Genomic DNA, 15,603 nt, shown 5'->3' with positions numbered 1-15,603 from the left:
TGGATCGGAAACCGTGTATTACCTTACAGTTCCAGATAAAATACAGAGGGCCTCGACGAACTGGCGTTTTGTCAATGTGCCGACATCCGCCGGCACAGTCTGTGCAAAGGCTAGGGGCACCGGCTGCGTTGAAACGATCTGACCTATTACTCGTGTTGGCAATGCAAGGCTTAATTGTTTGGCGGATTTCTCAAGATTATTTTTTATCCACGTCACACGCTGTAAATGATGGTCGAGTTTGTCCCCGCCTTTACCATGAAATCCCTGCATCCAGTTCATTACTTCGCGTGCAGTTCGTGCTTGCCCGCACCACTTACATTCGATCACCATCCAGATACCTGTTGCATGATGCACTGCAAGAGCATCAATTTCCCCTAGGCCTTTCGGTGCACCAAGGCGCCTCATTTGGAGCTTTGGAATAACGTGCCAGCCAGCAGCACGAGCAAGATTTACGATCTCCGCTTCAAAGTCATCGCCTCGTTTTGCGACGATAGTATCATAGAAGGATTTTGCAATTTCTGAACGTAAAAGCTCACGCGACCATATCGCGTCCTCAAGCAAATGAGCAGAGTATTGGCCCGAAAACTCGAGATGCCGGACCCCATAAATCAGTAAGGGATCATCACTTGTATCAACTATAAGCACTGGGCGGACCATTAGCGACAAGCGGCGCTCAAACAACCAAGGCCATATATCAGCACCATTGAAGCTTTTGGGCGGGACGTCCCAAGCGGGCCGCGTAGCGAGGCCAAATGCTTGAAGAAAGAGATCAAGTTGATCGTCATCTATTGACGCCTCTATAAAGGCAGCTGAAGCAAGAACCTCGCTTCGTCGCAAATCGATAACATGTGCTCGGCGTTCAACGCAAATAGACTGAAGCGCAAGAGAAATCTGCACCGCATCGAATACCGAAATACCAAATTCGTTTTCATAAGCACCAAAAAAAATATCCTCGCTATCGCTATCAAACTCAGCAATGAAATGCTCCGGATAGCTCTCGACGTCTACATCGACGATTTCCTGAAGCGAAGCCCGCAGATATGCCGGCATTGCAATCTGTGCTCCGTCATCGCCGGTGTCGAGCGAACCATCTGGCAAAAACTCAAGTTGACCCGGGACTAGCTTATACTTGACAGCGTCGCTATACTCGGCGCTGGAGACCAGATGAAATATCTCGGCGGATATCTCATCAATATCAGTAAGACCGGGAATGCGCCCCCCAACGAATGGACATTCACACACCGCCATTTCTGCAATAGTACGATAACAACGGTACGCCGCGTCTCTATTGCTAATTCTACCGAGCAGCCAGCCCGAATCCTGCGAGGCAATATAGAAACGCGTCCTCGCAAGAGCGCCTCGAGCATCCTCTGCTCGTTCGTGCAGCAGAGCTTCGATCTGACGATAAGCGAGTATAATTACTTGGGAACGATCAAGAGTGGAAAGTAATGCGCGACAGCGCTGCCAACGTGCGTCCACAATCTTGGACAAAAGGGTCTTAATTGTGTTGGGATCGGTAATTACAAACTGTTCGTGTATCTGATCTTGCGAGACCAACGCGCGCGCATTGAAGCCTGTATCGGTGAGATCGACTTTTGAAAGCGGTCGAAAGCTCGGAAGCTGGGCAACAAGATCGACAGCAACGCCCTTGTCGGCTGACAAAGTCACGTGCATCATTTTGAGTGCTGGATCGGCGGTAACGGCGTCGACCCAAGCACGGCGATCAGCTTCGCTTACCTCGACACCGCTGGCGCTGATTGCGCTTAAAGCAATCTCATCGACTAAATTCGCCTCCCCTTTATTGTCCGGGGTTGCCATTTCCTTCATGAATTTTGGCGGAATGACAAGGAGGACAGCGGGTAAGTCCTCAATCGAGTGTCGTTCGAACTGTTGCGGTGCATCGACGATGAGGTCTGGTACTGGGAAAAGCTCTAATTCAAAGCACGGCAAGCGTCCAGAAAGTGGATTTAGTGGGTGCGTCGGATAGAAGCAAGGCGAGTGCGTGTGATGGTATCCCCACGATGTACCAGTCGTCCCTACGCTGAATGTTGACGGAGAAATCGACATTCCAGCCCGGGGAATCGTAAACAACAATTGTTAGCCCACGATTGAATTGCGTCTTTATCTGGTCAATACATTTCTCAATATAACGATTAAAATTTAAGGTAAAATTAGGAGGTTCATTAAAAGTTTTGTGGAGTGCGTAAGTGGGAGGATCCGACCAGTCTGGTCCAAGCCAAATTAAGTGCGCAGCCTTATCTTCGTCAAAACGTAATATACTGTGAGCATAATCGCCAAAAAACTTAAAAGATGGCGCATCTAACATGATAATTTCATTATCAATCGGTATATGACTGCGGCTTGGAAAGTCATAAACAAGCCAACGCCCCCAAAGTGCAGTGTATAGATGCTCTTTGATCTCACGCGCAATTTCGTAATTATACTGCATCTCTTGTGTAAGGAATAAGCGGATCGCAGGGGAAACTAAGGATGGTACTGGGAGACAAAGTCCGAACGTCGTTTGCACGAGTGGATGTGCCATCATCTCATTTTCACCGCAGCGAAGATCGAGCAATGCCTCGGGCTCTGTGAGAATAAACCGCTCCAGAGATGCGGGGTCTATGGCAAGATCTACGAGGTCTGTATTGTTGAAACAGGATTGTCGACCTAGCGCAACTAGTGCGGGCAATCCGGATAGCCAGTTTTCGCGGTAAATTTCGCCACTTTTGAAGGTAATTGGTTCAGTTCCGCAGCGAGCAGCAATCGCCTCACTCAGCCGTAATAGAGCTAAGCATGGGGAAAGATTAATTCTGGTAGCAATATGACTCTGTACAAAAGCGTCGAGCATACGTTGTAGATGAAAATCGCTGCCAGGGAAATTTCCGAAAAAAATCCGTAAGTCGCCTAGATCCGGATGTGTCACTGTTCCAGCAAATACGTCCTCTGAAGGATCCTCTTTGCGGCCACTGTCATGGTCAAGCAACATGTTGAGCATTGCTGTCAGATCTTTCACGGTAGCTCGCTTCTGACCTGCCGCACGAGCGATCGTAAGCTGGACTAGCGTGAAGACCCGTAGATGATTGTCTTGAAATGCTGGATCAAGCGAGAACCCGGCAAGCTTAACGAGTAAGTCGTCACGATCAAAGCGCCGGATATCTCTTAGCAGGCGGGATGGTACATCGAATTCAAACATGGTCCATAGGACGGCAGAAATCGGCATCTAGCTGTTTCCGATCGGGTTTCGCCGAATGTTGCGGTGTCTGGTGGCAGGGGAGCCTTGTAGGTCGGGCCGACTGTGCAGCCTGTGAGACCCGGCACCAGGGCAACGAGAATCAGCCAGGCCGCGCGTGATGCGGCGGCGGCCCGCTTTGGTCTGTGGGTAGGGAGTAGGAAATTGGGTGGCAAGGCGGCCTCCGGTCGTCATGAACGAGTCTCATTGATACGAACATAGACGTACATACGAATTAAAGACCAGCCTTATCGAGAAACGGGTTTATGAAAAGGGCTCGAAGCAGCGTTTTCTTGACCCGCTCCCATGATACGCGTACCAATCCACGCATGATCGCACGCCATCCGAAACGCGAGGATATCCGGCTCGAAGCCGTGCTAACGGCATTGGGTAATCCCATCCGCCTGGCTGCGGTACGGACGATCGCCGTGGGGGGCGAACATCCTTGCTGCGATGTGCTGCCGCAGATTCCGAAATCCACCATGACCCATCACTGGCGCGCCTTGCGTGATAGCGGTGTGGTCTGGCAGCGCCATATCGGTCGGGAATACCGTCTTGAGTTGCGGCGCGAGGATCTGGACAGTCGCTTTCCCGGTCTGCTGGACTCCATCCTCGGCCCGCTTGTCAGCGATCCGCTGACGCAGGAGACGATCGCCGAATACGACCGCTCCCGCCAAGGCGCGCCTGCCTGACGGGAACAGACAGCGGCGGGACGGTTTTTGCTCAGAGAGCCCCAGTGCCGGAGGGCGGGATAGCGCATCCCTTGCTGTCGCAGGTCATGCCGGTGGTAGGATTGTCGGACACCGTTTTGCGTGCGTCGTTCCATGACTGGCGCAGGGCGGCCAGCAATTGTGCTTTCGGCTGCGCGCCGGAAAATGCGTAGACACCGTCGAAGACAAAGAAGGGCACGCCATGAACGCCCGCCTGTGACGCGCGGGTTTCATCACGCCTGACATCTTCGGCGAAGTTGGTGCCCGTCAGCATGGCGCGGACGGCGTCGCTATCAAGACCGACGTCCTGCGCAAGGCCGACAAGCACATCATGGTCGGCGAGGGGGAGATTGTCGGTGAAATAGGCCCGGAACAGCCGCTCCGTCATGTCCGCGCCGCGTTCGTGCAGTTCGGCGAATTTGGTCAGCCGGTGCGCGTCGAAGGTCTTGGTGTAGCGGACCGAGGCATAACGCATGTCGAGACCGCATCTCTCGCCCATGGATGTGATGTGGTCGATCATGGCTTGGGCGTCGCTCCGGCTCTTGCCGTATTTCCGCATGATGCGGTCGAGTGTTGTGGTGGTCACTGCCGGACCTGACGTCGGATCGAGTTCGAAGGCCCGGAAGACGATCTCGATTTCGCGGGCATGTTCGAATTCGGCCAGGGCGGCTTCGAGAAACCGCTTGCCGATATAACAGTAGGGGCAGGCATAGTCGGACCAGATTTCGAGTTTCATGACAGCCTCCGCATGCTTGATAATGTACGATTATACCCGTACCATAGTTTCATCAAGCATCATGAACGTCGATGAGAAAGGGGAGCAGGGAATGAAGCCGCTGAAAGCGCTGGAGGTCGAAAGCGGGAAAAATCCCGTCGCGTCGATCATCCTCATTCACGGCCTGGGTGCGAGTGGCCGGGATCTGGCGCCCATTGCCCAGGCGCTCGACCTGCGCTCCATCGGCGCGGTCCGGTTCATTTTTCCCAACGCGCCCGTCCGGCCGGTTTCGGCCTGTGGTGGTGAGCGCATGCCGGCGTGGTATGATCTTCTCGCGACCGACCTGCTTCTACGGGAAGATGAGGCAGGGTTACGTGACGCCCAGGCCTATCTGGCGAGCCTGATCGATCAGGAAGTCGCGCGCGGTATCCCGTCCCGGCGCATCGTGATCGGTGGGTTTTCCCAGGGCTGTGCGATGTCGCTGATGACCGGGGTGCGTTACCCGTTGCCCTTGGCTGGGATCGCCGGTCTGTCCGGCTATCTGCCGCTGGCCGGGCAGACGGGAAAGGAGGCAACGGAGGCGAACCGCGCGACGCCAGTCTTTTTGGGACACGGTGAGGGCGACACGGTTGTGCCGCTGGCAGCGGCCCGCCTCGCACGGGACTGGCTGCGTGCCGAAGGGCATGATGTTGCCTGGCATGCCTATCCGATGGGGCATGAGATCATTGGTGAGGAGATCGTCGATCTCAATGCCTGGTTGATGGAGCGTCTCGTATTCTGAATCTCTAGCCCCGTGGCTTGATTGTGCATTATTTTCACGCGAGCGGAAGAACGCGCTATGGGCCAAGTTCACCCCTTGTGATGTACGGTATGCCGCTCGGTATCGGCCCGGACGAATAATCGGAGGCTTCAGAGAACAGCGTAGCCTTAGGTATGATGCATTGCCTCATATATTGACCGTTACACAGGATGATATATGCAGCAGCTGGTCTATAATAAAGATTCTAATGGGTTGTGGCTGCGTATCTTGGTATGGTCGTTGGGTCATGCTGTAAGGCGCGGTATCTCGTGATCAACCAATCGCAAGTATCGTTGGTTGCCTACCCCCGCAACCATCTGAACTTGCGATGCGAACGCATCACCAGCCCCAGTCCGGAAACGGCCTGGGGTTTTCTTTTGTCCGCTGCCTGACGCCACCGTCAGGATACCGGCGAGATCGCCCCGGACATCGATCTGGAGGCCCTTGTCGGATGGCGTCAGGATGATCGCCTCGATCAGCGAGCGGATCACCTCGGCTGCCTCCTGGCGTTTCTCGTCCAGTTCGGAATGCAGCATGTCATGCAGGCGCGCGAGTTGCCGGTGGTAGAACTCCGCCATCTGGGGATGGAGCAGGGGAGGCGGCGCCTCGGCGGTGGCGAGGAAGCCCGTCAGTTCCGCCTTGCGGGCTTCGAGCTTGGAGCCGCGCTCCTTGACGGTTTCGATCGAGATCGCTTCTGAAAGATAGAGGTCCATCAGGCGCTGGATGTCGCGTTCGACCCGCTTCAGTTCCGCCTCTGATGCGCCGATGTCGGCCGACGCTTCCATGCGCAGCCGGTTCATCTCGGTGGTGAAGGCCGTGCAGAACTCGGCGAACAGCTCCGAATCCATGAGATGATGACGCAGGGCAACGAGCACGCGCCGCTCCAGCTCCTCGCGACGCATATTGGTCCGGTTATCACAGGTGCCCTTGTTGCGCGCCGTCGAGCAGCCGAGCAGGGTGCCGGAGATCATCGAATAACCGCCACCACAGCAGCCGCATTTGCTCAGGCCGGAAAACAGATAGCGCGGCCGACGTTTCTCGCGGAAATGGTCAGGTGATGATGTGTCGCGTGTGTCCCGGCTGGCGCTGACGCTGGCCTGCCGCGCCTTGACCGCGTCCCACAACTCCTGGTCTACAATCCGAAGCTCTGGCACCTCCTGGATCACCCATTCGGAGTCCAGGTTCATCCGAGCCTGACGTTTGCCGGTATCGGGATCCTTGATGAAGCGCTGGCGGTTCCAGACCAGCTTGCCCACATACATCTCATTATTGAGGATACCGGTGCCCCGTGCGCGGTTGCCGGTGATGGTCGAGAAGCCCCAGGCGCCGCTGCCTGGGGCTGAAATGCCTTCGTCATTAAGACGGAAGGCAATCGCGCGCGGTCCCAGACCTGCCGCGAAGTCGCGGAAGATGCGACGGACCACCTCGGCTTCTGCTGGATTGATGGTCCGGTCGCCCCGGATCGGCTCGCCATTGGCGTCGAGCCTGCGCACCACGTCATAGCCGTAGGCGTTGCCGCCGCCGGACTTGCCCAGTTCCACACGCCCCCGCAGGCCGCGATGGGTTTTCTCGGCCAGATCTTTCAGGAAGAGGGCATTCATCGTGCCCTTGAGGCCGACATGGAGGTGGGAGACCTCGCCCTCGGAGAGGGTGACGATCCGCACGCCGGCATAGTTCATGCGCTTGAAGACGCCGGCGATGTCCTCCTGGTCGCGGGAGAGGCGGTCCATGGCCTCGGCCAGCACGATCGCAAAGCGCCCGCGCTGTGCATCCGCGATCAGCGCCTGGATGCCGGGCCGCATCAGGGAGGCACCCGAGATGGCGTGGTCGGTATACTCCTCGACGATGGTCCAGCCCTGTTTTTCCGCATGGGTGCGGCAGACGCGAAGCTGGTCGGCGATCGAGGCGTCACGCTGGTTATCGGACGAATAGCGGGCGTAGAGCGCGACCTTCATGGCGAGGCATCCCTTACGGTCCGGAGCGGCGGCGCTGCTCCTGTTGCTGAGACCGGAACCACTCCCGTGCCGCGCGACGGGCCATGAGGCGGACGAACGCCACAAGGCGAGGGTCGGGGGCATCGGGGCGCAGGACGAGCCGCAACTCAGGCTCGGGCGGTCGATACGCCGGGGCAAGGGACTGGATGGGTCTGTCCGTCATCGTCGCTCTCTTCCGACCGTATGGCAAGGAAAACAGACACACGATCCGGACAGATGGCTGTTATTTCAATGGAAATACGCATTGTGGAACGTCGCGCTTGTGCGTGTTCTAGCGTAAGGAATCGTAGTTATGGGTAGTCCCGGATACAGGCGCGTCGTACAAATACTTGCGTTTGGCGGCATCACGAGATGGGGGGCAGTATCATGGCCGATGTGGGAATACCATTATTCCGTCCAGTTGGGTGAGCGAAGGCACTTGCGCCCCCGCGCTCATGGAAGCGACGCTCTCGGTTACGACATCATGACGTCGGTGAGGGAGTTCGTGCAAATGTCAGGACCCTGGTACATTAAGCGCATTACGGATTTTCAAGACCTGCGGGTATGGAGCAGTTAGGCTAATCAGCGGAAATTGGAGGATAAGGCTCTTTATCTGTCGTAGAATAGCCTAATCTAAGATAATAGAAAATTATTAGTAATCTGTTGAGAGGTTTTACGTGGCCTGGCGAAAAGACGTTACCGTTCCTGAGGATGAGTTTAAATCCGCACACGATTATTATAGTTCAGTGCGGAAAGGCATGCGAGAAAAGGCCAACCACAATAAGATAGAATCCCAAGTTTGTTTTTCTACCATCATTGGATGCACATTACTTGCGCCTCTGTTTGTAACCTTAGGAACTCAAGTGTTTTGGGCAAAGGTGGTTCCATCGCTATTATCTGTGATGGCGGGTGGTCTGACCAGTTGGCTGCAGCTCAGAAAACCGCAGCGCTTATGGGTACTATATCGGCGCGCACAGCGCGAGTTGGAGGAACAGAAGGCTAACTATGACTTTAAAGATCAGGATTTTTCTGACTCGGTGGACCCGGATAAACTGCTTGCGCGGAAAGTAACTCATATCGCACGATGGGTACATGATTCATGGGAGGGCTTGGTTCCTGAACCTGATATGCTTGCTAGCGGCCAGGGAAAGAAGGCGCCAGACAAGCGAAAAATTAATGACGGCACCCTAAATAGCTAAATCGGGCCATCATACAAAATGCAGTAAATTTGAAAAGTAAGATTGGATAGAGTGTTAGAATGTAATGAACGATATATAATATTAATTATTTTAGTTAATAATTATGAACTAATTATGGAGATGATTTTTCATCCAGATGGCCTATGTGCGACGCCAACCATAAACCACATAGTCTAAAGCGACGATCGCGGCGGCTTCAGAAGCTACCTTGTGGAAGGTATTATCTTTTGAACTGTCTCCAAAATCGCTGATTCCTCGGATAATTAGTGCAGGCACCTCTTGTTTCTGGCAGGCATCGATAACTCCGTAAGCTTCCATTTCAGCAACGCAGACTTTATCATGTAACGTTCTAAGGCTTGAAAAAAAGTTCGGATCACGAACCAATAACTCACCAGATGCAATCGTTGCGGGCGAAACCATGAGACTGGCAGCAACTTCACCTGCATTAGATTCTTTTGGTATTGCGAAGCCAAGGGTAGTTGCTTGTTGTTGTAAGCGCTCTGACAAAGAGGCAGTTGCGAGGTAAGTGTTGAGGTCTTGCTGAGTTAGTAATCCTGGACGATGGATTTCCGGGCGCGCAGCCAATATGCCTCCATCTAATGCAGCGGATCCCTCATAATAAACAATTCTCTCGGAAAGAATAACTTCACCCAAAGTCATTTTTCCACGCATGCCTGCCGCGATCCCCATCATCAGAACTGTTTTTGGCTTGAGTTCTGATAATAGTTGACTGGTAATGGATGATGCAGTCACGTTGCCAGCGCTTCCGAGGGATGCAACAACGCAGGACACAGGGCCGTCTTGTCTTGTAACGATCGTAGACCAAAAATGAATACCATTGAGAGACACACGTGGCTGGCTGAAGTCCTTGATCCCAAAAGCCAACCTCGCTGCAGCGAGTTCTATCGGCAGAGCGGTCAAGATCAATACATCTGGATTTTGCGCTATTTGTTTGGCTTCCTTTTCTATTTGGAAAATTTTTACTGTCCGCTTGGCAAGCTCGTCTATGCAGAAAATGGGCTCCTGAAGTGAGAGGATATCCAGTTCGCCTTTCACCTGTTCGCCCGTGATTGGAAACATTAATAACGGGTTTTCTTGAAAAGTTTTTAGCAGTCCAAGGGCTCCCGCGCCGTCATTGCTGAAACCTCCCAGCTTTAGGTCGAACGGTAGGATAGGTAATTTTCGTTTGGACATTTTTCGGGCCCGGTCGGAAACTCCCTTTCCTCCGCCCAGTGCAATCATGGCGGTTGCAACGTCTACCTGCTCGTCCCCTATATTGCCGCCAGTCACCAAATCATCATGCACTTTGATGACATCTGCGTAGTGAAGAGCTTTGAGGCTGCGGATCAGCCTGCGCTTCTCTTCCGTCATCTTTTCGTTCATCGCTAAATCAGATGTTATAATTTTAAGTTGCTGTGTCCCCGCATAATTAGCCTTCAATCTCTCGACTTCATATGCGACAGTCCAGTCGAAAGTCAGTGGCTCATTATTCTGGTTGCGGGGTTCCCCGGCAAGGTAGACCACCAGTCCCCCATTTGCGTCGAGAATACTCTTAGTAAGCGCGCGAACGAAATCGTGAGCCCGATCTATATATACCTTTTCTGTCTTTTTAGAGATGCTGCCTGCGACCAGAACAAATTCATTATTTAGCATTGATCCTGTACCATTTGATGCATGTCAAAATATTATCGTATCTTCAGTAATGTAAATCATAGCAAGGAATTAATTTCTTCTCTATTTTTCAGGGATAATTGGATTACCTCTGGCTTCTGACCTGCTTGATCATTAGTTAAATTGAGTTGAAACAGAAGATAGAACAATAACGCTTGACGACACTTAATGTGCATCTCCCCGTTTTCAATAGAATAGTCACTCTCGATCAAACGGCGTTTCGCGGGGCTGAGACCAGGATGTGCCGTGAGAATGACATCGACCACGCTGTTCCAATCAGTATCCTTTGAGGCTCGCTCCTCGTCCGGGCCTACGTATCGGGCGAGTTTGATACGGGTCAGGGAAAAATCCCTAAATTGATTGCGTTTATGGCAGTAGGCTCTCGTATGCCAGCGATTGCCGTCATGCACCAATGCATGAGGTGTCAGTCTTCGCTCACTGCCTTCCGGATCAGTCATGGACTGATAAATGACCTCTACGGAACCCGTTTCACGTATTGCGCGGATGATCTCTCCAACCACATCGGCATTAAGCCGACGTCCCAGCCGTGGTACCGCAGCTACAGGTGGTTGCCACCCCAGAAAGCTTCCATATGGAACCTCAGGTTGAACTGCTACTCTGATTAAATCTTCAAGGTACCGCTCAGTCGAACTCGACGGATAGACTGGCCTATAAGAATAAGTCGCCCGATATGTTCGGGCGCGCTTATCATATTTCAGATTGTCTGGAGAAAGTTTCGAGTATTCAGTGATATCCAACGAGGCCTGTGGTACAGATATTCCGAAAAAATCAGTCAAGCTGCTGCGATTTATTTGGCCATCCCATCGCAATCTATAGTCGATAAACTCCAAACGCCGCTCCTGCCCCCAACGGACTCCTTGTCGAATCGTATTGGTGGGTTGCTCGCCCGTTGATTTGGGATCATCTACCATTTTGAACCTCGACAGCATATAAAAAATAGACGCGCGTAAAAAGTGTCCGTATAATAATCATACGCTATGGATCTGCCAAGCGTATTTTCCTTGGATCTGCCCGGCGGGTATCGTGAGGGGAGAGGCATTGGAACAGTATCAAACTTCTTCGAAGAGGACGGCTGATGCCACTCACCAATACGCAGATTAAGTATTATGATAGCAATGTGCTTCGCTTGCCGAGAGATAAGCGTCAAACTTACAACGCTCAGGTTGATCGATTGATTGCTGCGCTGCGTGAAAGCCTGAAAAAACAAGAGAATATAATCATCAAACGCGTCGTAAAGGCCGGCTCATTCGCCAAGCACACGATTCTCCGCAAAACCTCTGAGGATGCGATTGATGTAGATGTTGTATTCTACATTACCGGGCAAAAGGTCGATGAAGAGACGTTCTCCAGTCTAAGTGACAAAATCTACGAAACACTAGTTAAGCTATACCCCCAAAAATCTGTTGAAGACTTTGTGATTCAACGAAAGGCAGCTACGGTAAGCTTTGTTGGCACTGGACTGGACGTCGACATTGTTCCCGTTATTGAGAACCCAGATAAAGAAGGTTATGGCTGGCAATTTGACCGTGTTGACGGATCAAAAACGGAGACTTGTGCGCCTTGCCAAGTTCGGTTCGTAAAGGATCGTAAGGATCAGGACCCGGACTTTCGTACGCTCGTCCGCTTGGCTAAGCGTTGGCGTACTAAGATGGAGTGTCCACTAAAATCCTTTCACATTGAACTTATTCTCGCTCATGTTCTCGCAGTGAACGGACGCGAAGGTTCACTGGAAAAGCGCTTCTGCGACTTCCTGCTTTATATTGCTCACTCTGAACTCAAGGAGCTTATTAAGTTTCCTGAAAACGGAACTGTACCGAAATTTTACGATCCTGTAATAATACTCGATCCTGTATGTGACCGGAATAACGTCGCAAGCTGCATTACCGAGGATGAACGAAAAGAAATCGTTCGAATTGCAGATCATTCTTGGGAGACCGCACATTTTGCATCTGAAGAAGATGATTCTGACCTCTGGAAAGAGTTGTTTGGTCGAGGTTTTAAAGTGGAGGAGTTAGCATGAGTTATACCACTACGCAGACATCTACCTATACTACTACGGATGTTGAGGCGGTTCTTCGACGTATCACCGCTGATCTGGTGATGATAGCCTCAAGTAGTGGTGCTACCACTGAGGCTCGCGCGCGAGAGTGGGCTCATGACATCGAACTTCTGGCCAAGAATGACTATCTGAATTTCGTCGATCTGACGCTTATCTCTAATGGAAATGAATATAAGGCAGCTAGATACTACGTAGATGCGTCAGGAGGTCTGGCAAATGACCGCCCGGGTAATGCGCGTTGGCCGCGAATTGAAGGAGCTTGGCTGCGGATTACGTTGAGCTATAAGAACAGTTACGATCTGACTGCACAACAAAAGTTAGCCGGGAAAATGAAGATTTCTTGGACACCTTCGGACGATGATATCAGTCATGCCGACCTTACCGAAGGTGATGGTCGTGAATATTCTAGCAACGGTTACGGAATGCGACGGAAGGATTACAATTAATGATTAAAAGCAACGTATTTGATGCGGTTATTGATCTCCCCGTACAAGAACTGACTGGGCGCGAAAAGCTTCTGCTCGGTTTTGAAGGACGTTATGAGCGCATCCATAACCAGTTGCGTCTATTGTTGAATCAAAACCAATTGTCCGCATGGAGCAGCAATTACCACAAATCGGTATTACCGATCTGCGACTTGGTTTCTGATCAATATCCTCTCGTAATTTTTTATGGCGATGTGGGCACAGGCAAGACGGCGACAGCTGAGTGTATTGCGAACCGTATTGTTCGTGAATCTCGCACTGAAGATTCCCTTCTGTTCAAACTGAGTAATCGCGTCCGTGGTTCGGGTAGAGTCGGTGAAATGGGTACTTTGTTGACCCAAGCCTGGTCAGAAGTAATTGAGGCAGCGGGAAAAAACCGTCGTGCTATACTTATTATCGATGAAGGCGATTCAATCGCCGCTTCGCGCTCTCAGAGCCAGAGCCACCATGAAGATAAGGTGGCCGTAAACACCCTCATTCAAGGGGTCGATGAATTACGTAAGTTTGGTGGCCGTATAGTGGTCATTCTATGCACTAACCGGTTGTCTGTTTTGGATGCAGCGCTTCGTCGACGTGCTGCTATCGTAGAGGAATTTACCCGCCCAAACGCCGCAGAACGTAAAGCTCTTTTCAATATGGATCTCGCTGGCATGAAGCTCACGGAGAAACAACTCACAGAGCTAGTTGCAGCTACAGGTGAACGGAGCGGCCAGCCCGCGTGGACTTACTCGGACATTCGAACACGCCTTTATCCAGCGGCTCTTGCCAAAGCTTTCCCCAACCGCGCGTTGAGCTTTAGTGATCTCCTTGACTCGTCGTTAGCTATGCACCCTTCTCCGATCATGGAAGATAAATGACGTTGCCATTGTGAAAATTACTTTCACGATGGCGAGAGCAGTTTTTTATCATTCCGGCGATATCCCTCACGTAGCGTTAAGCATGTGTGAGACTGGTGATTTGCTAAAGTGAGACCATACTTCAAACGGAGAGTATATGAAAAGCCAGCAGGAAATTTTCGTTTCAGTTGATATTGAGGCATCAGGCCCGATACCTGAAAAATATAGTATGTTATCTGTAGGGGCGTGCGTAACATCCAATCCTTCTAAGAACTTTTCATGCTACCTAAAACCTATTTCTAAAGAATTTGTTCCTGAAGCCCTAAAGGTCACGGGCTTGTCACTGGAACATTTACAGGAAGAGGGGATTGAGCCTATCGAAGCAATGACAAAACTTAAGGTGTGGCTTCATTCGCTGACAGAGACGGAAGAAACCGTTGTTTTTGTCGGTTTTAATGCATCTTTTGATTGGAGCTTTATTAATTACTACTTTCATAAATTCCTTGGTGGAAATCCTTTTGGTATTTCTGCGCTTGATATTAAGTCGATGTATTTTGGAGCTACCAATTGCACTTGGAAATCGACCCGTTCAAGTGAGATTGCGAAGATCGTTAAACCACGGAGTCTAGGCGATCATAATGCTTTGCATGATGCAATCTACCAAGCTGAATTGTTTGAATTGATTCGTAAGAAATTCGTTAAAAATTAGCAAGCGGATTGATGCTTGCTCTGTCGTTCAAAAAACACTGGGGAGTGAGCTGTAGAAGAAAATTTCTTCGGAAGAAAAATCGTCTCTATCAGTTGCATGCTGTTTCAAAGGATATGCTCATATAGCGTCTGTTCAAATCCTACGTGATATTACAAAAGCTAATCATTGCTTCGCCACCATTATTCTTTATTTTTGCCGCAAGGATGCGGATTGGCCTAGATGTAGCCGTCGGAGTCAGAGGGCTGTGCGGGTTTTCGTGACGGGTTGAGAGGGTGGGAGAGAGTCTCCCGTCCGCCCGTCGTGGAGTGTTTCGCCATGGCGACCGCTATTCCCAAAATCAGCCTGAGTTCCTCCCGTGACATTCCGTTCAACCGACTGGTGCTTTCCCAGTCCAACGTGCGGCGTGTGAAATCCGGCCTGTCGATCGAGGAACTGGCCCGCGACATCGAGCGCCGCGGGCTGCTGCAGAGTCTGAACGTCCGCCCTGTCCTTGATGATGCTGGTGTCGAAACCGGCAGCTATGAAGTACCCGCTGGCGGACGGCGCTTCCGTGCCCTCGAACTGCTGGTGAAGCAGAAGAAACTGGCGAAGACGGCTCCGGTGCCGTGCGTGGTACGCGAGGCCGGGTCGGCCATTCTCGCCGAGGATGACTCTCTGGCCGAGAACGTTCAGCGCATGGCCCTGCACCCGCTGGACCAGTTTCGCGCCTTCCGTGACATGCTGGAAAAAGGCATGTCCGAAGAGGAAATCGCCGCCGCGTTCTTTGTCGCACCCACCGTGGTCAAACAGCGCCTGCGACTGATGACGGTGTCCGACAGCCTGCTTGAGATCTACGAACAGGATGGGATGCGGCTGGAACAGTTGATGGCGTTTTCCATCAGCGACGACCACGCGCGGCAGGAACAGGTCTGGGAAATCGTAGCCCAGAGCCATAATCGTGAACCCTACGTCATTCGCCGCATGCTGACGGAAAAAACGGTGCGGGCCTCGGACGCCCGTGCGCGGTTTGTCGGTCTGGACGCCTATCTCGCAGCCGGTGGTCCCATCATGCGCGACCTGTTCGAGGCTGATGATGGTGGCTGGCTGCAGGATCCGGCTACTCTGGACAGGCTGGTCATGGAAAAACTGCACACACGCTTCATCGACCGGGACATGCTGCCCCTGTTTCAGGCCGTGTCATGGCCTGTCGTGAAACCG

The 15,603-nt window shown here is 52.0% G+C and carries 14 protein-coding genes and 1 pseudogene; 9 read left to right on the top strand and 6 right to left on the bottom strand.

Features of this window, described 5'->3' with window-relative positions; all coding sequences use genetic code 11:
• Positions 1-18 precede the first annotated feature (18 nt).
• The gene (locus A0U92_RS15645; RefSeq protein WP_077813936.1) at positions 19-1,950 is read right to left on the bottom strand and encodes a hypothetical protein; all 1,932 of its coding nucleotides are present in this window, start codon (positions 1,948-1,950) and stop codon (positions 19-21) included.
• Positions 1,937-3,220 carry a hypothetical protein gene (locus A0U92_RS15640; RefSeq protein ID WP_149026499.1) on the bottom strand — a complete coding sequence of 428 codons (1,284 nt, stop codon included), beginning with the start codon at positions 3,218-3,220 and terminating at the stop codon, positions 1,937-1,939. Before A0U92_RS15640 ends, A0U92_RS15645 begins: the two co-directional genes overlap by 14 nt.
• A 302-nt stretch (positions 3,221-3,522) precedes the next feature.
• On the opposite strand from A0U92_RS15640, the gene A0U92_RS15630 reads away from it, so the two are divergent.
• The gene (locus A0U92_RS15630) at positions 3,523-3,921 is read left to right on the top strand and encodes an ArsR/SmtB family transcription factor (RefSeq protein ID WP_233065946.1); all 399 of its coding nucleotides are present in this window, start codon (positions 3,523-3,525) and stop codon (positions 3,919-3,921) included.
• Positions 3,922-3,952: 31 nt separating this feature from the next.
• Here the strand turns inward: A0U92_RS15630 and A0U92_RS15625 are convergent, their stop codons facing one another.
• A complete protein-coding gene (locus A0U92_RS15625) occupies positions 3,953-4,675 on the bottom strand; it encodes a DsbA family oxidoreductase (protein ID WP_077813934.1) in 723 nt (240 codons plus the stop codon).
• 91 nt (positions 4,676-4,766) lie between these two features.
• On the opposite strand from A0U92_RS15625, the gene A0U92_RS15620 reads away from it, so the two are divergent.
• Positions 4,767-5,435 (top strand): alpha/beta hydrolase, encoded by a 669-nt coding sequence (locus tag A0U92_RS15620; RefSeq protein ID WP_077814510.1) that lies wholly within the window; start codon positions 4,767-4,769, stop codon positions 5,433-5,435.
• 263 nt (positions 5,436-5,698) lie between these two features.
• On the opposite strand, the gene A0U92_RS15615 is transcribed toward A0U92_RS15620, so the two are convergent.
• Complete coding sequence (locus A0U92_RS15615; protein WP_077813933.1) at positions 5,699-7,408, bottom strand: recombinase family protein; 1,710 nt, start codon at positions 7,406-7,408, stop codon at positions 5,699-5,701.
• Here A0U92_RS15615 and A0U92_RS17890 point away from each other — a divergent pair.
• Entirely contained in the window at positions 7,407-7,727 is a 321-nt protein-coding gene (locus tag A0U92_RS17890; RefSeq protein ID WP_187668796.1) for a hypothetical protein, read from the top strand. The genes A0U92_RS15615 and A0U92_RS17890 overlap by 2 nt on opposite strands.
• Positions 7,728-8,184: 457 nt before the next feature.
• The gene (locus A0U92_RS15600; protein ID WP_077813930.1) at positions 8,185-8,625 is read left to right on the top strand and encodes a DUF4231 domain-containing protein; all 441 of its coding nucleotides are present in this window, start codon (positions 8,185-8,187) and stop codon (positions 8,623-8,625) included.
• A 141-nt stretch (positions 8,626-8,766) separates the two neighbouring features.
• Here the strand turns inward: A0U92_RS15600 and A0U92_RS15595 are convergent, their stop codons facing one another.
• Together A0U92_RS15595 and A0U92_RS15590 are read right to left on the bottom strand one after the other, a co-directional pair.
• Positions 8,767-10,278 carry a phosphorylase family protein gene (locus A0U92_RS15595; protein ID WP_077813929.1) on the bottom strand — a complete coding sequence of 504 codons (1,512 nt, stop codon included), beginning with the start codon at positions 10,276-10,278 and terminating at the stop codon, positions 8,767-8,769.
• 56 nt (positions 10,279-10,334) lie between these two features.
• Positions 10,335-11,228 carry a BrxR family helix-turn-helix transcriptional regulator gene (locus A0U92_RS15590; protein WP_077814509.1) on the bottom strand — a complete coding sequence of 298 codons (894 nt, stop codon included), beginning with the start codon at positions 11,226-11,228 and terminating at the stop codon, positions 10,335-10,337.
• Between the two features lie 164 nt (positions 11,229-11,392).
• Between A0U92_RS15590 and A0U92_RS15585 the strand changes: the two genes are divergently transcribed.
• The 5 genes and pseudogenes from A0U92_RS15585 to A0U92_RS15565 all read left to right on the top strand — a co-directional run.
• Complete coding sequence (locus tag A0U92_RS15585) at positions 11,393-12,337, top strand: CBASS oligonucleotide cyclase (RefSeq protein ID WP_077813928.1); 945 nt, start codon at positions 11,393-11,395, stop codon at positions 12,335-12,337.
• Entirely contained in the window at positions 12,334-12,822 is a 489-nt protein-coding gene (locus A0U92_RS15580; protein ID WP_077813927.1) for an HORMA-1 domain-containing protein, read from the top strand. The genes A0U92_RS15585 and A0U92_RS15580 overlap by 4 nt, the downstream gene beginning before the upstream one ends.
• Positions 12,822-13,718 carry an AAA family ATPase gene (locus A0U92_RS15575; RefSeq protein ID WP_077813926.1) on the top strand — a complete coding sequence of 299 codons (897 nt, stop codon included), beginning with the start codon at positions 12,822-12,824 and terminating at the stop codon, positions 13,716-13,718. Before A0U92_RS15580 ends, A0U92_RS15575 begins: the two co-directional genes overlap by 1 nt.
• 136 nt (positions 13,719-13,854) lie before the next feature.
• The gene (locus A0U92_RS15570) at positions 13,855-14,406 is read left to right on the top strand and encodes a 3'-5' exonuclease (protein WP_077813925.1); all 552 of its coding nucleotides are present in this window, start codon (positions 13,855-13,857) and stop codon (positions 14,404-14,406) included.
• Positions 14,407-14,721: 315 nt separating this feature from the next.
• Positions 14,722-15,537 (top strand): annotated as a pseudogene (locus A0U92_RS15565) (ParB/RepB/Spo0J family partition protein); the annotation flags it as partial.
• Between the last annotated feature and the right edge of the window lie 66 nt (positions 15,538-15,603).

Origin of the sequence: Acetobacter aceti (assembly GCF_002005445.1) — a bacterium.
Taxonomy (GTDB): Bacteria; Pseudomonadota; Alphaproteobacteria; order Acetobacterales; family Acetobacteraceae; genus Acetobacter; species Acetobacter aceti_B.
This window is presented reverse-complemented; position numbering and strand designations above follow the sequence as displayed.